We start from the raw sequence: 21,792 nt of genomic DNA on the forward strand, positions 1-21,792 counted from the left end.
ATCAGGATTGAGGATCAGACCATGACTGCGGAAGCCACTGCAAAGACACCCGATGCGACCGAAGAAACGGCAAAGCCGTCTTCCATTCCGCCCGAGGAACTGGCGCGTCTCAGCGACGACGTGATCTCGGCGCTGAAAACCGTCTACGACCCGGAAATCCCGGCCGATATTTTCGAACTCGGTCTGATCTACAAGATCGACATCGAAGATGACCGGATGGTCAAAATCGTCATGACGCTGACAGCGCCCGGCTGCCCGGTTGCCGGCGAAATGCCGGGCTGGGTGGAAAACGCGGTTGGTGCTGTCGAAGGCGTTTCCGGCGTTGACGTGTCGATGACATTCGATCCGCCGTGGACGCCGGAACGCATGTCGGAAGAAGCGCAGGTCGCCGTCGGCTGGTACTGACGCGATTTTGACAGGTGTCATCTCTTGATGACACTGTCAGGCGCACTTAAATTGAATTCCATAAGCATCGAGCCTTGAACTCGATTGTCGAAGGAGAATTAGGCCCATGGGCTTTGCGATCATGACCATGACCGGGGCTGCCGCCTCGCGCGTTAAAGCAATCGTCGATAATTCCGGTCCGGATGCCAAGGGCGTGCGCGTCGGCATCAAGAAGGGTGGCTGCGCGGGCATGGAATATACCATCGACCTCGTGACCGAAGCGGATGGCAAGGACGATCTGGTTGAATTCGATGGCGCGAAGGTCTGGGTTCAACCTTCCGCCGTGCTCTATCTGCTCGGCACGCAGATGGATTTCGAAGTGACCAAGATGCGCTCCGGTTTCACCTTCAACAATCCGAACCAGACATCGGCCTGCGGCTGTGGCGAGTCGGTTGAGCTGAAGCCCGCCGATCTGGCGGCGCTGGCGAAGCAGCGTGAGGCTGAGGCCAGCGTTTAATTTGATGCGGCTTCCACCACACCCTCGACGTCATCCTCGGGCTTGACCCGAGGATCCATCCCCGTCAAATTTTATGAGACGTTCTTAGATCCTCGGGTCAAGCCCGAGGACGACGGAGGAGAGGTTTTGCTCCACTCCCGCATGAATCGACTGCCGCCTGAAATCCCATCCATCACTCGTGCCTGAGCGCCTCGATCGGGCTTAAACTCGCCGCCCGCCGCGCTGGAAAATAGCCGAAAATCACTCCAATCGCCGCCGAAAAGGCAAAGGCGAGGAAGATAATCGACGGGCTGGTGACGAAGGGGACGTTGAGGAAGCTGACGACGCTGTAAGCCAGCCCGAGGCCGGTCAGGATGCCGACGAGGCCGCCGAAGGCCGACAGCATGACGGCTTCCACCAGAAACTGCGTCAGCACCTGTTTTTCCAGCGCACCGATGGCGAGGCGAATGCCGATTTCGCGGGTGCGCTCCGTCACAGAGACCAGCATGATGTTCATGATGCCGATGCCGCCGACCAGAAGGCTGACGGCCGCGACCGCGCCTAAGAGACCGGTCAGCAGCGTCGTTGTGCCGGTCATGGCCGAGGCAATCTGCGTCATGTCGTTGACGGTGAAATCATCCTCGCGGCCGATGTTGATGCGGCGGCGCTCGCGCAGCAGGTTCTGCAGGTCGCTCTGCACCTTGGCGGTTGAAACGCCATCCTGTGCCGAAACCATGATCGAGGAAATGGTGGTGGTGCCGCCGATGCGCCGCTGATGAATTTTCAGCGGCATGATGATCGTGTCGTCCTGATCGTCACCGAGACCGGATTGGCCCTTTCGAGCCAGAACGCCAATAACGGGACAGGAGATATTGCTGACGCGGACCGTCTGTCCCACCGGGTTTTCCGCGCCGAACAGTTCCTGCCGCACCGTTTCGCCGATGATGCAGCCGATCTGGCCGCCGCGATCTTCTGCAGGCTGGAAATCGCGGCCGAGTGCGATGGTCCAATCCTGCGCGATCAGGTAATCATTGGTGGTGCCGATGACGCTTGTCTGGTGGTTCTTGCCGCCGAAAATGACCGTCGCGGCGGAGCTGCGGTTTTGCGGCGCGACGGCGCGGATGCCTGATATCTGGTTGCGGATGGCCTCGACATCGCGGTCATCGAAACGTTTCGCCTCTGTGCTGGCGCGGCCGGGGCCGAACTGGCCGGGGCGCACGAACAGCATGTTGGTGCCGAGCCGCGACAATTCCGATTTCACCTGCTCCGTGGTGCCATTGCCGATGGTGACCATGGCGATGACGGCTGCCACACCAATGACGACGCCGAGCACGGTGAGGAAGGAGCGCAAAAGGTTACGGCTGATGGCGCGCAGCGCCAGACGCGACGTTTCAAAGAACATCGGAGCTCTCCTTTTTGTCCACAGCGCTATCGGAGGCGAGATGCCCGTCGACGAAGCGCAGCAGTCGCCCCGCATGGGCGGCGATATCCTCTTCATGCGTGACCATGACGACCGTGATGCCCCTGTCGCGATTGAGCGCCGTTATCAGTTCCATGATCTCGTTGCTGGTTTTCGTATCAAGATTGCCGGTCGGCTCGTCGGCCAGAAGCAGGGCAGGGCGGGTGACAATGGCCCGCGCAATGGCCACACGCTGCTGCTGGCCGCCGGAAAGCTCCTGGGTGGTGTGATCCTCGCGGCCCTTCAAACCCACCTGTGCCAGTGCCTCCATGGCACGAGCGCGCCGTTCAGACGCCTTCATGCCGCGATAGACCAGTGGCAGCTCGACATTTTCCACCGCTGAGGTACGCGACAGAAGATTGAAGCCCTGAAACACGAAGCCCAGCATGTGGCGGCGCAACAGCGTCAGGTGCTCATTGTCGAAGCCGCTGGTCGGCACGCCCTGAAACAGATATTCGCCAGCTGTTGGCACATCCAGACAGCCGATAATGTTCATCGAGGTAGATTTGCCCGAGCCTGACGGCCCCATGATGGCGACGAATTCCTTCTCGTGGATCGACAGGCTGACGCCATCGAGCGCGCGAATGGTTGCTTCGCCGCGGCCATATTGCTTGACGACGTTGCGGAATTCAATGAGCGGCGGCTGTTGCATCAGGTTTTCCTCCGTCAGCCGGCGTTGCGGGCCGTTGCGTCGGTAATCACCAGATCATCGGCTTTCAGTTCGCCTGATTTTACCACGGTATGCTGGCCGTCGGTGGAGCCGGTTTCGATGGCGACCGAGACCGGATTGTTGTTGCGCAGCACCCAGACCGTTCTTTTGCCCGTCGCGGCCTGACCCGCATCGCGGTTCTGCGACCGGCCCATGCGGGGCGGGCGGAACAGGCTCATCAACCCGCCGCCACGGGAGGCGGATTCGCGCGGCGGCGTATAACGAAGCGCCGAATTCGGCACCAGAAGCGTGTCCTTGATTTCCTCGACGATGATATTGGCGGTTGCCGTCATGCCGGGGCGAAGCAGCAGCTCCTCATTATTGACAGTCAATATGCCCTTGTAGGTCACGACATTGGATACGGTTTCGGAGGCGAAACGCACGGTTTCGATCTCGGCCGGGAAGCTGCGGTCGGGATAGGCATCGACATTGAATGTCGCTTTCTGCCCGGTCTCGACCTTGCCGACATCAGCCTCATCCACCGAGACCTGCAATTCCATGTGGCGCAGATCGCCGGCGATGGTGAAGAGAACTGGGGCGTTAAGCGAGGAGGCGACAGTGGCGCCCGGATCGACGCTGCGGGTGAGGATGACGCCATCGATGGGCGAAACGATCTTGGCCTTGCCGAGATTGACCTCGGCGAGCCGGAGGTCTGCCTCGGCTGAAAGCACGGTCGCCTCGTTGACCTGCAGCGTGGCGGCAGCGGCATCATGGCTGAACTGCGCCGCATCCAGATCCTGCTGGCTGGAGACCCGGTTCTGCACGAGGGACCGCAGACGCTCCATGGATGTCTTTGCCGAACCAAGATCGGCGCGCGCCTTCAGCACGTTGGCCTTGGCGGAGGCGAGCTTGGCGCGGGCGCTCTGCACGTCGGCCTCCAGCTTGTTGGTGTCGAGTTCGGCCAGAATATCGCCGGACTTTACCGGGGTATTGTAGGTGACGTTGACCTTGCGCACCGTGCCGGACAATTCGCTCGATATATCGACCTGATCGGTTGGCTGGACCGAGCCGGTGGAGGTGACGATAACGGAAAGATCACCCTGTTTTGCCGGTTCGGTGACATAATTATAGGCGACGCCTGCGGCACGCGACTGGTAATAATAACCGAGGCCGCCGCCGATCAGCACGATGGCAGCCACGACATAAAGATACCGACGCGATTTCTTCTTCCTGCCGGATCTGTTCGTGCCCAGAATCTCCCGCAGATCGGGCTGGCTGTTTTCCGTGTCACGGCCTTGGCTGTTGGCGTCATTCATTCTCGTCACCTGCAAAATTCAAAACACCACAGGGGATTGTCGCCACCCCGTGTTTTCCGCTCGGTCCATTGCTATTTGTATTCCTCTGATTGTGGGAAGTGACATAGCTTGCCCCAAGGGTGAAGTGAAAACTTGGTAATATTTATGATAGTTCTGGTCTGTTAGAGATAATTCCGGAAAGGCCGATGCCACCTGTACGGCAGAGGCTTCAGCAGCGACATTCAGGACGATGATAGAATGAACGACAATGTGGTGAAGTTCCGCAAACCGGTGCCGCCGAAAAAACCGCGCGAACCGCTGGGGCCGAAAGCGAAGAAGGCGCTGACGATTGCGGTTGTTATCGCGTTTTTTGTGGCGGCTTGGGGGTATTTCACGCTGATGGGGCAGGGGTAGGGCGAGAGGGCCGGCGTTGCGCTCTTGCTTGGGTAAGGCGCAAATATGCAAATCGGCTAAAGCGGGTGTCTCTGGAGACGATTAGACTTACGGGGTATCGCCGCTGATTTTAATGATGGTTATTAGCCCGAAGCGGTCAAGTCATTAGCTGTTCAAGCTTCATCATGATAAGTGACTACGCATCGCCAAACTCACTTTTTCAGAGAGATATTCTTAATGAAGTGCCTGCGAATCTATGCCTCACCAGATGGCGAGTCTCATTTCGATGAAATCGAATTGCCAACAACGAAGGGATCAGTTCATCCCGACGCCGTTCCATTTGATGTGACTGCCAGTTATCCCGCCTCTCGCGTCCGGATTACCCACATCCCGGCAGGAATGAGAGAAGTTGGCTGGCATGGAGTGCCCGAGCCGGTCCTTACGGTTAGGCTTGACGGTTCCGTTGAGTACGAGACCAGCGACGGGGAGGTCCGCCATGTGTCAGCGGGTAGTTTTGTGCTAGTCGCAGACACACATGGCAGAGGCCATCTTTCGCGACATTCTCCAGAAGCCCAGACCGTCATTTGGATTTCATTGCCAAACGGTCTTGAACTTCCTTCGCAGTAATTACTGTTTCTGGCGCAACACCACCCGTACGATAATTTGCTGTCGCGGCTGTAAAAGCCACTTGCCAGCGGGTTCATACCCAATACCCTTATCAACACGGCTAAGGGAGGTGGGTTACATGAGCGACTTTCGCAACAGTCTGTTTTTTCCGATCACGCTCTTGATTTGCGGGGTGGCCGCGTTTTTTCTCTTCCTTTACGTGACTGGCCACGATCCGGATGAGCGACCTCTGACCTTGGTCGAGTGGATTATAGGCGGAATGCTGATCGGACCGGGCTTTGGTTATCTCCTGCGATGGAGAAAGATTAGGAATAGCCGAGGTGCAAGCCCGGACTGATATCGTGTCTGCGATAGGATCCAAACCCGTTATCTATGGAGAATGTGAGAAGCGGTGGCGACCCCTGCAGGATTCGAACCTGCGACATTCGACTTAGAAGGTCGACGCTCTATCCAGCTGAGCTAAGGGGCCGTTGTGCCGGGCTATGTTGCTCCGGCTGAAAATCGTTCAGCGTGTCTTCTTCAGTGCGTCCAGGGCTGGGTGCGGCTGAAACGGAAATTGTCGGTGTAGGATACCACCTTGCGGGTCGCTTCCTTCGGCAGGATGACGCGGTATTCGATGCCCTTGCGCTGCGCGTAGGCTTCGGCCTGTTCCTGTGTTTCGAATGTCAGCTTGACCTGCTGCTTCATGTCGGAACTGGAGGTGTATCCCATGATCGGGTCGATCTTGCGCGGAACTTCGGCGTCGAATTCCAGAACCCAGACATTGGTCTTCGCCGTGCCGGATTGCATGGCGGTTTTTGCAGGGCGGTAAATCTTCGCAGACATGTCGAAACTGCTCCGGTTGGGCGGCGGGGCGTAACACCCCGGATTATTCTTCACGTACCTGAATAGAATAACCAAATCGTGTCAGGAACGCTGAATTTGGAATGGACTGACTTCCTGTGAGAGTCAAGATGATTATCCCCTGCTTTCCGTTGGCGGTCTTGCCGCATCATCACCGTGTTCTGCCAATCACGGTAATGCTGAACAAAGATGAATTTCCCTGTTGCGGACTTCATATGAACCGTGTATTCCCCAGCCATCGCCTCGGCGGAGTGTAGCGCAGTCTGGTAGCGCATCTGGTTTGGGACCAGAGGGTCGGGAGTTCGAATCTCTCCACTCCGACCATTTTCAAAATCCCCTTTTATCAGTGCTTTGCATTGCTTTCTTCAAGCGATGTATTCAGTTGCGTTTTCGGCTTGTCGATCCTGTATCCGAGCCCCCTTCGGCGTCGGCCGGTTACCTCTCAATTTCCCCATAAACCCGCAAGCCCGATGTGTGCGGGCGTGCGCCGCGCCGTCTCTATCAACTGTTCGGCGCTCCTCTCTGAGTGGCTGCATTCGGTTAAAAGCAACTTATTCGAATATCTTAAATAATAGTAATTTAATTTTTTATAATATATTTAAGATTGTTTTCTGTGAATATTGATATTATTTATTCGAAATACTACTTTTATTGCTGCATGTATTAAGCGTTTTTATTTTTGGAGATATAATGTTTAAGTTTATTTTTACTATTTCAGCCGCCGCTTTGCTTTCGTCTTGTGGCTCCATTACGCGTGGAACCGAAGAGGCGGTGACGATCATTTCGGAACCGCCGGATGCGGTTATCACCACATCGCTCGGGCAATCATGCCCTAAGTCTCCATGTACGCTGGTGGTCAAGCGTAACCAGAGTTTGATCGCCCATGCTGAAAAGCCTGGCTACGAAAAAGGCTCTGTCGCCATTAATACGAAAATGAGCGGCAAGGGAACGTTGGGTTTGGCCGGCAATGTGATCGCCGGAGGTTTGATCGGTGTCGCCATTGATGGCGCGACCGGGGCGGGGCTCGACCATTATCCCAATCCCGCGACGATCGTGTTGAAGCCGATTTCGATTTCCAAGGCAAAGCAAAAGCCGGTGACAAAACCGAAGCCCGTCAAAACTGCTCCCGCCAAGCCGTCCGTTCCGACGTCGTGAAGATAATCTGCGGCTCGCCATCCATGGCGGGCCGCCTTGGTCTCAGATCAATCCGCCGAAGGCCCGGCCAAAGTGCTCTCCGCCGTGCCTATCGTCATGACATTGCCGCGCCAGGCCACGGCGCTGCCGATCCAGCTGCGCGCCCAGACGACGGGCATGATCATATCCCGGGCGATCATGGCGGGCAGCGTATAGAGGGATAATGGCCAGCGGTTGAGCGCTGCGAGCACCAGTTCCGGGACATACATGATGGCAAGCACGGCAAAAGCGGTGATGGCGAGGTTCATGTCCATCATCGCAGCGGCAGCGAGCGCGAAGAGCAGCGGGGGAAGCGCGCCGGTGAGGATTTCCGGTGCGAAATATTGCGGGAAGGTCACGCGCCTCAGCCGCGCCCAGCGGGTCTGGCGCGACCAGATTTCACTGGGATGGCGCTGGCCGAGCGGCTGTTCGAAAGGCGGCGTGACCAGATGCACCCTGCGGCCGGCGTTTCGGACCAGTTTGGTCGAGGCGGCGTCTTCGGCGATTTCGGCGGCGAGCGCGCGGATGCCGCCATGGTCTTCAAGGAAGGGTTTGTTCCACAACATCGACTTGCCCTGCGCGAAACCGATGCCGATCGCTTCCGCCGCATATTGCCAGCGGCCCTGCGAGCCGTTGAGGAAAGCGCATTCCACATGCGCCCAGAAGCCCGCCGGACGTGAGCCGAGGGGCGGCGAGCAGACCAGCCCGCTATCCGGCCGCCAGGCCGACATCATGGTCGCTACATAGGATTTCGGCATCAGCACGTTCGAATCGGCAAGGATGACCCATTCATGCCGGGCGGCGCGCCAGCCCTTGACGCAATTGTTCAGTTTCGGATTGGCGCTGATGCGGTCGTCGCCGATGAGAACCTGTGCCGAAATCGTCGGGAAGGCAGCACTTGTCCGGCGTACCTCATCGATCACCGGATCGAATTCATCGGCAACGCAGAACAGCAACTCGTAGTCCGGCCAATCGAGTTCGAAAGCCCGCGACAGCGTCAGCGGGGTGAAGTTTTCCACGCCGCGCAACGGCACCACGATAGAGACCGGCGGCCTTTGCCGCACAAGCACGTTTTCCGTGTCGCGCCGCCTCAGGCGCCAGCCGGCCAGAACGATGCCGAGAAGATTGAAGGCAAGCAGCAGAATTGCGCAAAGGGCAAAGACAGTTTCCATGCTGGCCAGTTCCACTCCCTAGCTTGCAGCGGTTCACCCGCCAACCGATTCCATGGAATTCGTCTTTGCCGATTATAACGTTTAGGTGACAGTTACATGTCATCATCGGCGGGCGGGCAGGCTGCGTGGCGCGGGAAAAGGCGCTTAAGCATCTGGCGTATCGCAAAGAAAAGCCCTTCGTGGAGAAGGGCCCAATCGTCACCATGGCATGAACTTTAGTGGATGTTCAGAATATGCGCGTGACTGCTTGCGACGAGAAACGATTCTCGGGCTTTTTCGATGTCGCACCTGCCGGCGATAGCATCGAGGCAGTTTCTGCGCGCTTCTTCATATTCCGGCCCATGTTCTTCCGGCCAGCGGTACATCAGCATGTCCAGCGCCACCAGCGGGCTGTAGATTTCCACGGCGACGCACAGCGGCAGGTGGATCGCCACCGGCTTCATCCACGAGGCGTGGTGACACGGCTCGGTTCTGTTTATCAGCATATCATTCTCCTCCCTGTTTCAAGTGCCTTGAGGGCTGTTCTCTCTCCCATGCGCGTAATGCCCGCCTCACGAAATGGTTCCCGATCACCTAAAATGTGATCGATTGGGGGGTTCCAATTTTCCAAGATGAATGGAAGATGAACGAAATGATGAACCGGAGATGAACGAAACCGCTATTGGCGCGTTGTAATGTCCATAAGAAGGAGAACGCACATGTTCAATCTGTCAGGCATTCAGGAGAGCTTTTTTGGAGACCGCATGGCTGGCGTATGCCAGGCGATCACCTCGGCGCTCGCCTTCGAAACGGGGCTTGAAAAGTCGCGTATTTCCGCAAGCGTCGAAAATGACGTGATCTATCTTGAAGGCACGGCCGATTCTGTCGAGGCGATCGATATCGCCATCAATCTTGCCGCATCTATTTCCAATTGCCGGATTTTGAGTCATATCGAGCCGGTTTACTGAACATTGCACCGGCCGGGCGAAACATCGTCCGGCTCATTCAGATGCAATAACGCGGCAATGTCATTTCCGGTTGCCGATTTGCCCGCTGCGGACCATATCGCCCGGCTTGATGCCATAGCGTTTTGCGGTGCCGCCATTCAACTCGAGCACAAATTTGACCGGACCACGGGAGCTGATGATCGCTTCCGAGTGTGGAACCGCGTTTTCATGAATGTGGGTGATTCGCCCGTCGCGGGCGATGAACAGCATGTCGAGCGGGATGAGCGTGTTGCGCATCCACATGGCCACGTCGCGTTCCTGCCCGAAATCGAACAGCATGCCGTTTTCCAGCGGCATGGATTTGCGGAACATCAATCCCTGTTCGCGCTGCGCATTGTTCACCGCCAGTTCCGCAGTGAAGTCTTGGTTTTTTCCTGAGGTGGTTTCTATCGTCAGCGGCTCGGACGTGAAGGTCTGTTGCTGAGCCTGCGCGGTGCCGGCGAGCGTGAAAAAAAGAAGCGCCATCACGGCGCTCTTCACGATATTTCCCAACAGGGCGGTCATCAGTGCGACATCCCGATTGAGACGGGGTTGTCGGGGTGGATTTCCGCCGCCATCAAGCCCTTGTCGCCATCACCGAAACGCACCAGCACAACCTGGCCCGGGCGAAGTTCCGTCAGGCCGAAACGGCGCAGCGTTTCCATATGCACGAAAATATCTTCGGTTCCTTCACCGCGCGTCAAAAAGCCGAAACCCTTGGTGCGGTTGAACCACTTGACGATGACGCGCTCAAGTCCGCTCGACGCCGTTACCTGCACATGGGTGCGCACCGGCGGCAGCTGCGAGGGGTGAATGGCGGTCGACTGATCCATCGACAGGATGCGGAAAGCCTGAAAGCCACGGTCGCGCCGCTGGATGAGGGCGACGATTCGGGTGCCCTCCAGAATGGTCTGGTATCCATCCCGGCGCAGGCAGGAAACGTGCAGCAGCACATCCTGCATGCCATTATCCGGCACGATGAAGCCGAAACCCTTGGCGACGTCGAACCATTTCACGACGCCGGTGATTTCGGTCAGGTCGACGGCATCGCCCGAAAGGTCCTCGACATCGACTATCGTTTTCGATGACATCCTATCAGCCATATCCTGCCAACCCCTCAAATACGCGCCATACACCGGTCAACTGATTCCTGTTTACCAGATTAACATCTTGGTAACGGTTTCACGCAAGCCCTAGTTTTTGATTTGCGTAGCTGCTTTTATGTCGCCGTCCTTGTCTGGGGCTTGCCATCATGCGTTTAACGGCTCCGGACCCTTGTATTGGAGAGGAATATAATGCGGTATCTGCACACGATGGTTCGCGTCAAAGACCTTGGCGAATCAATGAAATTCTATTGCGACCTGCTGGGTCTCGAGGAAATACGCCGAATCGAAAACGAAAAAGGCCGATTCACTCTGGTGTTTCTTGCAGCGCGCGATGACATTGCTGCGGCTAAGGAAAAAAAAGCGCCGAGCCTCGAACTCACCTATAATTGGGACACCGAAGATTACACTGGCGGCCGCAATTTCGGCCATCTGGCCTATGAGGTCGACAATATCTACGACTTCTGCGCCAGGCTTCAGCAGAATGGCATCGTGATCAACCGGCCGCCGCGTGACGGGCACATGGCCTTCGTCCGTTCGCCTGACGGTATTTCCTTCGAGATTCTGCAGAAGGGCGAAAGCCTCGCACCAGCCGAACCGTGGATATCTATGCAGAATACCGGTTCCTGGTAAGGGATTTTCCCGGCCAATAGCGGCGTTTTCGGGCGCTCTTGCCTTGTCCCGACGGGATGAGGCATAGTCCGCGAATCGAAACGGTCCGTCCCGTTTGGGAAAAGCACACGATTCCGTTCCCGTGCTGCTGTTGGAAATGCAAGATACGGAGGCCACCCATGAAAACTGTCGAGGGCGCGAAAGGACGCGTTTCCTGTCAGCGTCTCGTCATTGCGGTTTCGCTGCTGGGGCTTTCCGGCTGCGTTTCGGCGGTGACGGATGACGAGATGGCCGCCAATACCAAAAAGCCGGCAATTGCCGCACAACAGCATCCGCAGACGGCCGCAGCGGCCGTCGCCGCGCCTGCGGCTGGCGCTCAGCCGGGGCATTATGTTGACCCTGCCGTTGCATCGGCGTCCGGCGGGGCCATGCCCGTCCAGCCGCAGACATCGGGTGGCCCGGCGCAGGTTTATGGTGCCGCCGCCGATATTGGCGGGCTGACGACGCAGCCCACGGCAATTTCCGCCGGTACATCCAGCATCTATTCCACCGCCCGCGCGGCAGTGCCTTCGGTTGCGACGGATGGTTCCGCCGCCGCGCCATCGCAGCGGATCATCCCCGCCGTCAGCAGCGTTTATTCAGCGCCGGCGCAGCCGCAACTCCAGCCGCAACCAGCCTCCGCGCCAGTTCCGCTACCGGTAGCGGAACAGCATAGCGAAAACCGCCAGTCTGTTCCGACACCCGCACCACAACAGCTTGCAGCCGCCGCCGCTGCGCAACCCGCAGCAAACGCGGTGCCCGCAGGTGAGAAACAGGAAAGCGAAGGCACGGGCGTAACGCTTGCGGCATTTTTCGCCGGCGCCGCCAAAAAACGGCTGCCGAAAATGATCGAAAACGGTGCCGCTGCAAATACCGAGGTTGCGGCGCTATCGGGCGCAGCGGACCGGACGATGGGTATTGCGCTTTCCGGTCGCTCGATGATGTCTGAGGAATTTGACGATGCGCATCTCGAAGATGAGGATGACCAGCCCACCGGCCTGATGAAGCTTGCGTCGCTCTCCGGCCTGACCCGTGTTTCCCCCAATGGTCTTTTCCTGCAGACGGATAATGTCGAAGTCGGCTGTTTCAAGCCGGAACTGGTCCGCATGATCAAGGACGTCGAGCGGCATTATAACAGCCCGGCCATCGTCACCTCGGGCTATCGGCCGCCAAAGGGCGTGAGGCAGGGTTCCAAGCACTATACCTGCGATGCCGCTGACATCCAGATCAAGGGCGTCTCCAAGTGGGAACTTGCCACCTATCTGCGTTCCCTGCCTGAGCGCGGTGGCGTCGGCACCTATTGCCACACCGAATCGGTTCATATGGATACGGGCGAGCCGAGAGACTGGAACTGGCGTTGCCGCCGCACTGCCGCGCGCAAATAAAAACCAGCGACTCCATGCGTTTCGGGGCTGAAACTTCCTGCCCCGTAAATCCCGGTATTCCGCCTGACGAGATGGCGCCTTTTCGGTGTGCGAATGGACGTCGCACGCGCCTTGCTATAGGAGACGGTCTCCCGTCTTCATGCGCATGGTGTGTTCTGAATGCTGCCGATTTCCACTTTCCCCATCTACATCATTTCCATTGCGCGAGCGCGGGCGCGGCTTGAGAAGATGCTGGAGGGCGCTGTCGGGCTCGGGCTGGATCTGCGCCCGGTGGAAGGTGTCGACGGCAAGACTGTTCCACCCGCCGAATGGACGGATTTCGACCGGCGCGGTTTCGAGCTGCGCAATGGCCGCCATGCGCTCGCCGGTGAATATGGCTGCTATGCCAGCCATATAAAGGCACTGGAGATATTCCTTGCCACCGATGCGCCGGTGGCTGTCATCGTCGAGGACGATGTTGCCTTCACCCCGGAGTTTTCGGAACGGGTCCAGGCAATGGTTGCGATAATGCCGGAAAACGCGATCGTCAAACTGACCAATCATCGCCGCAGCGGTTTCAAGAGCCGGAAAACCAGCGCGCTTGGCGATACGCTTGGCCGCTGCATCTATGGCCCGCAGGGATCATCCGCCTGCTACATCATTTCGCGGGGCGGGGCGGAGCGCTTTCTCAAAACGGCAAGGGTGATGACGCTGCCTTTCGACCGCGCCCTGGAATGCGGCTGGGGCTATGGCACGCAAGTTTATGTCACCGACAAGGATTTCCTGCCATTCGGCGACCCGGACACGCTGGTCGGCACCCGCGCCGAATATCGCGGCAGCAAGTTCGCCCGCATCAAACGGATTCCGGCTTATCTCTCGAGCTTCTATGACAATATTGCGCGGTATATTTATGTCTATCGTTAGCGTGGCGGGCAGGGCTGTTCACGCGCAGGCTGCATGATCGGGTTTCACCTTAGAGCCTGAATTGGCGAAAGAACAATGAGACGGGCGCGGTTATTTCTGCGCTCCGAAATTGCTGGCGCAGATGTCCAAGACACGACGACGCCAAGCTCTCTGTATCGACAAGTCTCTGTAAATTAACGGGAAAATAAATCTGAGGTGGTGAGAGCGCAGGGATTCGAACCCTGGACCTACTGATTAAAAGTCAGTTGCTCTACCGGCTGAGCTACGCTCTCCCGTGTCGGGGCTGATTTGCCCTTCGGAAGTGCGCGGAACATAGGTAGAGCGATCCGTTCGGTCAACCCAAAAAAAGCGCTTTCGACAATCAATCTGGTTTTTTTTGTCGCACCCCCAAAAAGGTGATTGGAGAGAGGGGGCGGCTGGGGATAAAACCGGCTTCAGGCGTGTCGGGCAAACGGGTGAAATCGTTTTGCAGCAATGACATGCACGAAAATGAAGCGTGAAGTGCGGGCGAATCTTCAAAATCGCGGCGGCTTTGCGGGATGCGGAGTTCTTCTTGTCGATTGCCGATATTTCCCTGTTCAGCGCGCTCCTGGCCGGCGCTCTTTCGTTTCTGTCGCCCTGTGTGCTGCCGCTGGTGCCACCCTATCTCTGTTATATGGCCGGTGTTTCCGTCGAGCAGTTCAAGACGGAGGAGACCGCGCCGCGGCCGGAGATTCGCAGGGCCGTGATGTTCTCGGCTTTCTTCTTCACCCTCGGTTTCGCTACTGTTTTCGTGGCGCTGGGGGCAGGCGCCTCGACGATCGGCACGTTGCTGCGACAGAATCTCGATATTCTCGCCAAGATCGGCGGTTTCATCATTATCCTCATGGGCCTGAATTTTCTCGGCGTGTTCCGCATCGGCCTGTTTTCGCGCGAGGCGCGGTTTCAGGGGGCGGGCAAACCGGCCACGCTTTCCGGCGCCTATGTGATGGGCCTTGCCTTCGCCTTCGGCTGGACGCCCTGTATCGGTCCGGTTCTGGGGGCCATTCTCGGTGTTGCCGCGTCGCGTGAAACGGTTGGTGACGGCGCGATGCTGCTTGCGGTCTATTCGCTCGGCCTTGCCGTACCGTTCTGGATTGCGGCGGCATTTTCCGGTTCCTTCATGCGCTTCCTCGTGCGCTTCCGCCGCCATCTCGGTCTCGTCGAAAAGGTGATGGGTGTGCTTTTGGTGCTTACCGGTATCGCTTTCATGTCCGGTTTTATCACCAATGTGGCGATCTGGTTCCAGGAGACCTTTCCGATCCTGATGAAAATCGGCTAAGCCTCTCGCGGACTTGGAGCATTTCCGCTTTTCTCCGAAACGCGAAAACGCTCTACCTCTTTGTTTTACGCATTTTCCGGACGTAAAACCGCGACGCACTTTTGACGGAAATGCTCTTGAGGAACGACCGTGGCTGATATCGTTGGATTGCTGTTGCCGTTTTTCGGCCTGATCTTCATCGGTTACGGCGCGGCGCGGATAACAAAACAGCCGGTCGAGGCGATGGGCTGGCTGAACACCTTCATCATCTATGCGGCCTTACCGGCGCTGTTTTTCAAGCTGGTGTCGAAAACGCCGGTGGAAGAACTGGCGCGCATGGATTTCGTGGCCGCCAGCCTTGCCTGCACCTATGGCATTTTTCTGCTGGTGTTCCTGATCGGCCGGTTCGTCCGCAAGAACAGCCTCGCCGAAACGACGATCCAGAGTTTCGCGGCAAGTTACGGTAATATTGGTTACATGGGACCGGGGCTTGCGCTTCTGGCGCTTGGCGAAAAGGCGGCAGTGCCGGTGGCGCTGATCGTCTGCCTTGAAAACGCCGCGCATTTCATCGTCGCGCCGGCGATGATGGCGGTTGCGGGCGGCGACAAGCGCTCGGCTGGAAGGCTTGCGCTGGATGTGGCGCGCAAGGTCATTACCCATCCGTTCATCGTCTCGGTGATTGCCGGATTTCTCGCCGCTTCGCTGTCATGGCAGCCGCCGGAGGCGGTGCAGCGGCTTGTCGATTATCTGGCGCAATCGGCAGCGCCCTGCGCGCTGTTTGCCATGGGCGTGACGCTGGCGCTTCGGCCGATGAAGCGCGTGCCGGTGGAGATCAGCTATATCGTGCCGGCCAAGCTGATCCTGCATCCGCTCGCTGCCTATCTGGTCCTGTCGTCGCTCGGGCGGTTCGAACCGGTGTGGATCTATTCCGCCGTTCTGCTTGCTGCGCTACCGACCGCGACGAATGTCTTCGTTATCGGTCAACAATATCACGTCTGGCAGGAGCGGGCGTCGGCAACGATCCTGATTTCGACGCTGCTGTCGGTCTTCACGCTGACCGGCGTGGTGTATTTCATCCAGCCTTTTTGAAGCTGCCGAACAGCAGCGAGGGCAGGGCCTTCAGCCCGCGCCCCGGCTCGATGCCTTCGCGCATCACCATGCTTCTGAGCGTGCCGATGCCGGAGAGGACATGCAGACCAGCCGCGCGCGCCATCTGCACCGGCAGGAAATCGGAAAGCAGCGAGCGATTGAGGAGATCGACACTGAGGGTGCGGGTGTAGACATCCGCCCGTCGTTTGCGGTCGAAACTGTTGCCGGCGTCCGCCGCAATCGGTCGGTCGGAGACGGCGCCCAGCAGTTCCGTCAGAGCGATAATGTCGCGCAGGCTGAGGTTCAGCCCCTGCGCGCCGATGGGCGGAAAACCATGCGCCGCCTCGCCGATCAGGGCCACGCGGCCCTTGCCGAAACGATGCGCCGTCATGGAAGACAGCGGCCATGCCTGCACGCTGTCCTCCACGGTAACAGCGCCGAGCATGGATTGCATGCGTTCCTCGACCTTCAGGCTCAAGGCTTCCAGCGGCAGCGCCGTCAGTTCTTCCGCCTGCTGTGGCGTGACGACCCAGACGAGGCTGGAGCGGTCGCCGGGCAGGGGAACCTGTGTGAAAGGTCCGGTCGGCGTGTGGAACTCCGTCGAGACATTGCCGTGCGGCCGGCTGTGGCCGAAATTCAGGACGATGGCGGTCTGCGGATAGGACCAGGATTTGACGCCGATGCCCGCCGCATCCCGCACCATCGATTTCCTGCCATCCGCGCCGATCAGGAAATCGGCGGAGAGCGTTTCACCATCGCCAAGCGTTACCGTGACGCGGTCGTTGCCGACGTCGATCGTCCCGGCCACGGTGTCGAGGCGGGTGATATTGTGTTCCTGTTCGACAGCTTCGCCAAGCACGCCCAGAAGCGCTTCGTTGGGAATGTTCCAACCGAAGGCGTCGAGCCCGATTTCGGAGGAGCGGAACTGCACCGTCGGCGCGCGCAGCAGGCGGTCGGTGCCGTCGATGATCTGCATGGTGGAAAGACGAGCGGCGGAAGGGGCGATGCGCGACCACAGGCCGAGACGGTCCATGAAACGGATCGACTGATCCATCAGCGCCGTGGTGCGCCGGTCCTTCCTGTCGCTTGAAGGTGCGATGAGCGCCACGTGGCGGCCGGCCCGGGCGAGTGCTATGGCCGCGATCTGGCCCGCAAGTCCCGCACCGGTGATGGCGATATCGAAGTGTCTCATGGTCCTGATCCGTTGTTATTTCCAGAGCATCATAGAGGCTTTGCGCAGGTAAATCCACTTGGACGCCGCAACATCCGGGCGCAAACATTCGTTGGTTGCGCCACTATATTAGTCTTAGGATAAGCGGATTGAGCCGGTTGCAAAGCGTGGTGAATGGCCGCATACCGGAATGAACAGGGCGGATAAAAAGCGGGGCGCAGACGCTGACCATGAAAATTTTCAACTACAAGCGTGTTCCCTACGCGGAAATCCGCGCCTTTTCCGTGCATATGCTGACGGCATCCGGTTCGTTCCTGGCTTTTCTCGGCGTCGTCGCGGCTGCCGAACACCGTTTCGTCGATATGTTCTGGTGGCTGGGGCTTGCGCTGCTGGTCGATGGTATCGACGGACCCATCGCCCGCAAGGTGCGGGTGAAGGAAGTTCTGCCCAACTGGTCCGGCGACACGCTCGACAACATCATCGACTACGTGACCTATGTGCTTCTGCCCGCCTTTGCGCTTTATCAGAGCGGCATGATCGGCGAGCCGCTATCCTTCGTTGCCGCCGGCATGATCGTAGTGTCGAGCGCCATTTATTATGCCGATATGGGCATGAAGACGGATGAATATTTTTTCTCGGGCTTCCCGGTGGTTTGGAACATGGTGGTTTTCACCCTGTTCGTTCTGGATGCCAGCGCCACCACGGCTATGACCGTCGTTACCGTTTCGGTGTTTCTGACGTTCCTGCCGATCAATTTCCTGCATCCGGTGCGGGTGAAGCGGCTGCGGCCGCTCAATCTGGCTGTCGTGTTCGTCTGGTGCGCGCTCGGGGGTTATGCATTGCTGATGCATTTTGAAACGCCGACATGGGCGGTGATCGCATTCACGGCGAGCGGCATCTATCTTTATTGCATCGGGGGAATATTGCAGTTTTTCCCTGCGCTCGGCGCGAAATAAGAAAAAGGTAAAGCCGTTTATTGCTTGTGCAAATTGCATTTAAGCAACTGCTTTTTATGTTGTGCGCAGCAGCAAAACAGTTATCAATAAATCATGGTCGCGCAGCATTGCATACGCATTGCCACGGGATTGGGAACAATGACCACGGTTGTTAAAAATGCTTCGAAGAAGGCATGGACGGCCGGTGAAAGAGGGAACTCGTGACTGGAACTTTGGCGCCAGAGGCCGTGCCTCTCCTGTCCGTTCGCAAGCTGACCAAGCTGTTCGGCAATTTTGCCGCCTGCAACGGCATCGATCTTGATATTGCGCCGGGCGAAATCCATGCGCTTCTGGGTGAAAACGGCGCGGGCAAGTCCACGCTGGTCAAGATGCTGTTCGGCGTCCTTGCGCCGACAGAAGGCGACATCATCTGGCAGGGCCAGCCGGTTTCCGTGGGCTCGCCCAGCGAGGCCCGCAGGCTCGGTATCGGCATGGTGTTCCAGCATTTTTCGCTGTTCGAGGCGCTGACGGTCGCTGAAAACATCGCCCTTTCGCTCGATCCGAAAATTTCTCTGAAGGAAATCACCAGGGAAGCGGAAACGCTGTCGCGGGCCTATGGCCTGCCGCTCGATCCCAATGCGCATGTGGCCGATCTTTCGGTCGGCGAGCGCCAGCGCATCGAGATCGTCCGCGCCTTGTTGCAGAACCCGCGCCTGATCATTCTTGATGAGCCGACCTCGGTTTTGACGCCGCAGGAGGCTGACAAGCTGTTCGAGACGCTGGCAAAGCTGAAGGCCGAAGGCCGATCGGTGCTGTATATCAGCCACCGCCTCGAAGAGGTGCAGCGCATCTGTGATCGCGCCACTGTCCTGCGTCACGGCAAGGTGACGGGTGCGTGTGATCCGCGCAAGGAAACGCCGGCATCTCTGGCGCGCATGATGGTTGGCAGCGATGTCGCAAGCGTTTCGCGGGCAACGGGTGAAGCGCTTGGCGCGCCGCAGATTGAAGTCATGGCGCTTTCGGTCGCGCCGCGCACGCCTTTTGCCGTGGCCTTGAAATCGATTTCCATGAATGTGCGCGCCGGAGAAGTGCTGGCGATTGCCGGTGTGGCCGGCAACGGGCAGGGCGAACTGTTCGACGCGCTTTCGGGCGAATATCCCGTCTATAATAATGACGCCATCCATCTGCGCGGCAAGGCGGTTGGCCGCATCGGCATCAATGGCCGCCGGCTGATGGGTGCTGGTTTCGTGCCGGAGGAGCGCCATGGCCATGCCGCCGTTCCGGGCATGAGCCTTTCCGACAATCTTTTGCTGGCGCGGGCGCGCTCCGACCGCAAGGCGTTTCTGACGGGCGGTTTTCTGCGCATCATCCGCGGCTCGGTCATCAAGACGGCGGCGCGGCGCATTTCGGAAACCATGGATGTGCGCAAAAGCGGGGCCGATCCGCTGGCGGGATCGCTTTCCGGCGGCAACCTGCAGAAATTCATCGTCGGGCGCGAGCTTGATCGTCAGCCGGCGGTGCTGGTGGTCAACCAGCCGACCTGGGGTGTGGATGCCGGTGCTGCAAGCCGTATCCGCCAGGCGCTGGTCGATCTCGCCAAGGCCGGCTCGGCCGTCATCGTCATCAGCCAGGATCTCGATGAAATCTTCGAGGTCGCCACCAATATCGCGGTCATTTCCGACGGCAAGCTCTCAGAGGCCCATCCGGTGGAAGATATGACGCTTGAAAAGATCGGCCTGCTGATGGGCGGCATCCATACACATTCGGGAGCCGCCCAGCATGCGCATTGAGCTTGAAAAACGGGCAGGCGTCTCGAAGCTATTCACCCTGCTTTCGCCGCTTCTGGCGCTGGTGCTGACGCTGCTCGTCGGCGCGATCATGTTCGCCATGCTTGGCAAAAATCCGGCCCACGCGCTTTACGCCTTTTTTGTCGAGCCGTTGCTGGAGGTTTGGTCGCTGCATGAGCTGGCGATCAAGGCCGCACCGCTGATCCTGATCGGCGTCGGCCTGTCGATCTGTTATCGCTCCAATAACTGGAATATCGGCGCGGAGGGGCAATTCACCATCGGCGCGATTACCGGTTCCATCCTGCCGGTGCTTTATCCCGACTGGCATTCGCCGCTCATCCTGCCGTTGATGATGGTGATGGGCGCTGTCGGCGGGGCGCTTTATGCCGGTATTCCGGCGCTGTTAAAGACGAAGTTCAACACCAATGAAATCCTCGTCAGCCTGATGCTGGTCTATGTCGCGCAGCTCTTCCTCGACTGGCTGACGCGCGGCATCTGGCGCGATCCCGGCGGTTACAACTTTCCGCAGACAAAGGCATTCAACGACAGCGCCGTTTTGCCGGAAATGCTGGCGTCGGGCCGGGCGCATTGGGGTTTCGTTTTTGCCATCGTTGCGGCCATCGCGTTGTGGTTCATGATGCGCTACATGCTCAAGGGCTTTGAAGTTACCGTGCTTGGCCAATCGGCGCGGGCCGGGCGCTTTGCCGGTTTCTCCTCCAGCCGCATGGTGTGGTTTTCGCTGCTGCTATCGGGCGCGCTGGCCGGGCTTGCGGGCATTTCGGAAGCTTCCGGTTCCATCGGCCATCTCCAGCCCAGCATTTCGCCGGGTTATGGTTTCACCGCCATCATCGTCGCCTTTCTCGGCCGCCTTAATCCGCTTGGCATCATCCTTTCCGGGCTGGTGCTGGCGCTGACCTATCTCGGGGGTGAGGCGGCACAGCTTTCGATCGGTGTGTCGGACAAGGTGACACGGGTGTTTCAGGGGCTGATGCTGTTCTTCGTTCTGTCCTGCGATACGCTGATTTTCTACCGCATCCGGGTCGTTTTCGCCGGCAAGGCGCATCACAAGCAAGGAGCGGCATGATGGATATGCTTCAGGCCATTCTCCTAACCGTCATCACCGCCGCGACGCCGCTAGTCATCGCCGCTTCGGGCGAGCTGGTGGTGGAGCGCTCGGGCGTGCTCAATCTCGGTGTTGAGGGCATGATGATCATGGGCGCGGTCTGCGCTTTCGCGGCCTCTCATATGACGGGTTCCCCCTATCTCGGCATTCTGGCCGGCATCGCCTCCGGGGCGGTATTTTCGCTGCTTTTCGGTTTCCTGACGCTGACGCTTGTCACCAACCAGGTGGCGACGGGGCTGGCGCTCACCATTCTCGGGCTTGGCGTTTCCGGCATGCTGGGTGAAAGCTTTGTCGGTCTGCCTGGCATCAAGCTACAGCCCATCGTGTTTCCGGTTTTGTCGGAAATCCCCTTTTTCGGTCCGCTGCTGTTCCGGCAGGATCTGATCTTCTACATGTCCATCGCGCTGGTCTTCGGTATCGGCTGGTTTTTGTTCAAAAGCCGCGCCGGGCTTAAAGTCCGCGCCATTGGCGACAGCCATGCCTCGGCGCACGCGCTTGGCATCAACGTTATCCGCACGCGGTATCTGGCGGTCATGTTCGGCGGCGCCTGCGCCGGTCTTGCAGGCGCCCAGCTGTCGCTGGTCTATACGCCGCAATGGGTGGAAAACATGTCGGCCGGGCGCGGCTGGATTGCGCTGGCGCTCGTCGTCTTCGCCTCCTGGCGTCCGTGGCGCCTGCTGGCGGGCGGTTATCTGTTCGGCGCTGTCACCATCGGCCAGTTGCACGCGCAGGCCTTCGGCATCGGCGTGCCGTCGCAGCTGCTTTCGGCGATGCCTTATCTCGCAACTATTGTCGTGCTGGTCATCATCTCGCATAATCGCCGCACGACCTTGATCAACACACCGGCATCGCTGGGCAAATCCTTCGTGCCGGACAGGTGAAGAAGAATCCTCAAATCTCCAAACCAACA

Annotated in this window: 25 protein-coding genes and 3 tRNA genes; 17 read left to right on the forward strand and 11 right to left on the reverse strand. The window is 58.6% G+C overall.

What is annotated here, in order from left to right:
* The first annotated feature begins 21 nt into the window (after nt 1-21).
* Nucleotides 22-405, forward strand: a complete 384-nt coding sequence (locus FCH38_RS09610; RefSeq protein ID WP_174373659.1) for an SUF system Fe-S cluster assembly protein — start codon at nt 22-24, stop codon at nt 403-405.
* Between the two features lie 106 nt (nt 406-511).
* Complete coding sequence (gene sufA, locus FCH38_RS09615) at nt 512-901, forward strand: Fe-S cluster assembly scaffold SufA (protein ID WP_149897351.1); 390 nt, start codon at nt 512-514, stop codon at nt 899-901.
* A gap of 172 nt (nt 902-1,073) precedes the next feature.
* Here sufA and FCH38_RS09620 read toward each other — a convergent pair whose 3' ends face one another.
* The 3 genes from FCH38_RS09620 to FCH38_RS09630 are packed head-to-tail and all read right to left on the reverse strand — an operon-like array spanning nt 1,074 to nt 4,304.
* Nucleotides 1,074-2,282, reverse strand: a complete 1,209-nt coding sequence (locus FCH38_RS09620) for an ABC transporter permease (protein WP_149897352.1) — start codon at nt 2,280-2,282, stop codon at nt 1,074-1,076.
* Nucleotides 2,272-2,991, reverse strand: a complete 720-nt coding sequence (locus tag FCH38_RS09625; protein ID WP_149897353.1) for an ABC transporter ATP-binding protein — start codon at nt 2,989-2,991, stop codon at nt 2,272-2,274. The genes FCH38_RS09620 and FCH38_RS09625 overlap by 11 nt, the downstream gene beginning before the upstream one ends.
* A gap of 14 nt (nt 2,992-3,005) precedes the next feature.
* Nucleotides 3,006-4,304, reverse strand: coding sequence for an efflux RND transporter periplasmic adaptor subunit (locus tag FCH38_RS09630; protein WP_174373591.1), 1,299 nt, complete (start codon nt 4,302-4,304; stop codon nt 3,006-3,008).
* 237 nt (nt 4,305-4,541) lie between these two features.
* Here FCH38_RS09630 and FCH38_RS09635 point away from each other — a divergent pair, with 237 nt between their 5' ends.
* The 3 genes from FCH38_RS09635 (at nt 4,542) to FCH38_RS09640 (ending at nt 5,640) form a co-directional block, all read left to right on the forward strand.
* Nucleotides 4,542-4,697 carry a hypothetical protein gene (locus tag FCH38_RS09635; protein ID WP_174373592.1) on the forward strand — a complete coding sequence of 52 codons (156 nt, stop codon included), beginning with the start codon at nt 4,542-4,544 and terminating at the stop codon, nt 4,695-4,697.
* A gap of 216 nt (nt 4,698-4,913) precedes the next feature.
* A complete protein-coding gene (locus FCH38_RS23585) occupies nt 4,914-5,303 on the forward strand; it encodes a hypothetical protein (RefSeq protein ID WP_153514236.1) in 390 nt (129 codons plus the stop codon).
* Between the two features lie 118 nt (nt 5,304-5,421).
* Nucleotides 5,422-5,640, forward strand: a complete 219-nt coding sequence (locus FCH38_RS09640; RefSeq protein WP_174373593.1) for a hypothetical protein — start codon at nt 5,422-5,424, stop codon at nt 5,638-5,640.
* A 55-nt stretch (nt 5,641-5,695) separates the two neighbouring features.
* On the opposite strand, the gene FCH38_RS09645 is transcribed toward FCH38_RS09640, so the two are convergent.
* Together FCH38_RS09645 and FCH38_RS09650 are read right to left on the reverse strand one after the other, a co-directional pair.
* A tRNA-Arg gene (locus tag FCH38_RS09645) sits at nt 5,696-5,772 on the reverse strand.
* Between the two features lie 50 nt (nt 5,773-5,822).
* A complete protein-coding gene (locus tag FCH38_RS09650) occupies nt 5,823-6,128 on the reverse strand; it encodes an ETC complex I subunit (RefSeq protein WP_149897356.1) in 306 nt (101 codons plus the stop codon).
* Between the two features lie 265 nt (nt 6,129-6,393).
* Here FCH38_RS09650 and FCH38_RS09655 point away from each other — a divergent pair.
* Nucleotides 6,394-6,470 (forward strand) — tRNA-Pro (locus FCH38_RS09655).
* Nucleotides 6,471-6,836: 366 nt separating this feature from the next.
* Nucleotides 6,837-7,301, forward strand: a complete 465-nt coding sequence (locus tag FCH38_RS09660) for a translation initiation factor 2 (protein WP_174373594.1) — start codon at nt 6,837-6,839, stop codon at nt 7,299-7,301.
* Between the two features lie 47 nt (nt 7,302-7,348).
* Here FCH38_RS09660 and FCH38_RS09665 read toward each other — a convergent pair whose 3' ends face one another.
* Both FCH38_RS09665 and FCH38_RS09670 read right to left on the reverse strand, forming a co-directional pair.
* The gene (locus FCH38_RS09665) at nt 7,349-8,491 is read right to left on the reverse strand and encodes a ceramide glucosyltransferase (RefSeq protein WP_174373595.1); all 1,143 of its coding nucleotides are present in this window, start codon (nt 8,489-8,491) and stop codon (nt 7,349-7,351) included.
* Nucleotides 8,492-8,706: 215 nt separating this feature from the next.
* A complete protein-coding gene (locus tag FCH38_RS09670; RefSeq protein WP_035224285.1) occupies nt 8,707-8,976 on the reverse strand; it encodes a DUF982 domain-containing protein in 270 nt (89 codons plus the stop codon).
* A 213-nt stretch (nt 8,977-9,189) separates the two neighbouring features.
* Between FCH38_RS09670 and FCH38_RS09675 the strand changes: the two genes are divergently transcribed.
* Nucleotides 9,190-9,438, forward strand: coding sequence for a BON domain-containing protein (locus FCH38_RS09675; protein ID WP_052819726.1), 249 nt, complete (start codon nt 9,190-9,192; stop codon nt 9,436-9,438).
* A 60-nt stretch (nt 9,439-9,498) separates the two neighbouring features.
* Here the strand turns inward: FCH38_RS09675 and FCH38_RS09680 are convergent, their stop codons facing one another.
* Together FCH38_RS09680 and FCH38_RS09685 are read right to left on the reverse strand one after the other, a co-directional pair.
* Nucleotides 9,499-9,981, reverse strand: coding sequence for a DUF192 domain-containing protein (locus FCH38_RS09680; RefSeq protein ID WP_174373596.1), 483 nt, complete (start codon nt 9,979-9,981; stop codon nt 9,499-9,501).
* Complete coding sequence (locus FCH38_RS09685; protein WP_153514034.1) at nt 9,981-10,559, reverse strand: cold-shock protein; 579 nt, start codon at nt 10,557-10,559, stop codon at nt 9,981-9,983. The genes FCH38_RS09680 and FCH38_RS09685 overlap by 1 nt, the downstream gene beginning before the upstream one ends.
* A 192-nt stretch (nt 10,560-10,751) precedes the next feature.
* Here FCH38_RS09685 and FCH38_RS09690 point away from each other — a divergent pair, with 192 nt between their 5' ends.
* The 3 genes from FCH38_RS09690 (at nt 10,752) to FCH38_RS09700 (ending at nt 13,498) form a co-directional block, all read left to right on the forward strand.
* Complete coding sequence (locus FCH38_RS09690) at nt 10,752-11,192, forward strand: VOC family protein (RefSeq protein WP_153514033.1); 441 nt, start codon at nt 10,752-10,754, stop codon at nt 11,190-11,192.
* Nucleotides 11,193-11,350: 158 nt separating this feature from the next.
* Nucleotides 11,351-12,595: a YcbK family protein gene (locus FCH38_RS09695; protein WP_174373597.1), complete on the forward strand. Its 1,245-nt coding sequence runs from the start codon at nt 11,351-11,353 to the stop codon at nt 12,593-12,595.
* Between the two features lie 159 nt (nt 12,596-12,754).
* The gene (locus FCH38_RS09700; RefSeq protein ID WP_174373598.1) at nt 12,755-13,498 is read left to right on the forward strand and encodes a glycosyltransferase family 25 protein; all 744 of its coding nucleotides are present in this window, start codon (nt 12,755-12,757) and stop codon (nt 13,496-13,498) included.
* A gap of 196 nt (nt 13,499-13,694) precedes the next feature.
* On the opposite strand, the gene FCH38_RS09705 is transcribed toward FCH38_RS09700, so the two are convergent.
* Nucleotides 13,695-13,770: transfer RNA gene (locus FCH38_RS09705), tRNA-Lys, on the reverse strand.
* Nucleotides 13,771-14,051: 281 nt separating this feature from the next.
* On the opposite strand from FCH38_RS09705, the gene FCH38_RS09710 reads away from it, so the two are divergent.
* Nucleotides 14,052-14,798: a cytochrome c biogenesis CcdA family protein gene (locus FCH38_RS09710; RefSeq protein WP_149897361.1), complete on the forward strand. Its 747-nt coding sequence runs from the start codon at nt 14,052-14,054 to the stop codon at nt 14,796-14,798.
* A 129-nt stretch (nt 14,799-14,927) separates the two neighbouring features.
* A complete protein-coding gene (locus FCH38_RS09715) occupies nt 14,928-15,866 on the forward strand; it encodes an AEC family transporter (RefSeq protein WP_149897362.1) in 939 nt (312 codons plus the stop codon).
* Here FCH38_RS09715 and FCH38_RS09720 read toward each other — a convergent pair.
* Nucleotides 15,850-17,058, reverse strand: coding sequence for a UbiH/UbiF family hydroxylase (locus FCH38_RS09720; RefSeq protein ID WP_174373599.1), 1,209 nt, complete (start codon nt 17,056-17,058; stop codon nt 15,850-15,852). The two genes, FCH38_RS09715 and FCH38_RS09720, sit on opposite strands and share 17 nt — an antisense overlap.
* A 209-nt stretch (nt 17,059-17,267) precedes the next feature.
* Between FCH38_RS09720 and pcsA the strand changes: the two genes are divergently transcribed.
* From pcsA to FCH38_RS09740, 4 genes are all read left to right on the forward strand, one after another.
* Nucleotides 17,268-17,993, forward strand: coding sequence for a phosphatidylcholine synthase (gene pcsA / locus FCH38_RS09725; protein WP_149897364.1), 726 nt, complete (start codon nt 17,268-17,270; stop codon nt 17,991-17,993).
* 212 nt (nt 17,994-18,205) lie between these two features.
* A complete protein-coding gene (locus FCH38_RS09730; RefSeq protein WP_174373660.1) occupies nt 18,206-19,762 on the forward strand; it encodes an ABC transporter ATP-binding protein in 1,557 nt (518 codons plus the stop codon).
* Nucleotides 19,752-20,843, forward strand: a complete 1,092-nt coding sequence (locus tag FCH38_RS09735; RefSeq protein ID WP_149897365.1) for an ABC transporter permease — start codon at nt 19,752-19,754, stop codon at nt 20,841-20,843. Before FCH38_RS09730 ends, FCH38_RS09735 begins: the two co-directional genes overlap by 11 nt.
* Nucleotides 20,843-21,763 (forward strand): ABC transporter permease, encoded by a 921-nt coding sequence (locus FCH38_RS09740; RefSeq protein ID WP_174373600.1) that lies wholly within the window; start codon nt 20,843-20,845, stop codon nt 21,761-21,763. The genes FCH38_RS09735 and FCH38_RS09740 overlap by 1 nt, the downstream gene beginning before the upstream one ends.
* Nucleotides 21,764-21,792 lie beyond the last annotated feature (29 nt).

Origin of the sequence: Agrobacterium tumefaciens (assembly GCF_013337285.1) — a bacterium.
GTDB lineage: Bacteria > Pseudomonadota > Alphaproteobacteria > Rhizobiales > Rhizobiaceae > Agrobacterium > Agrobacterium burrii.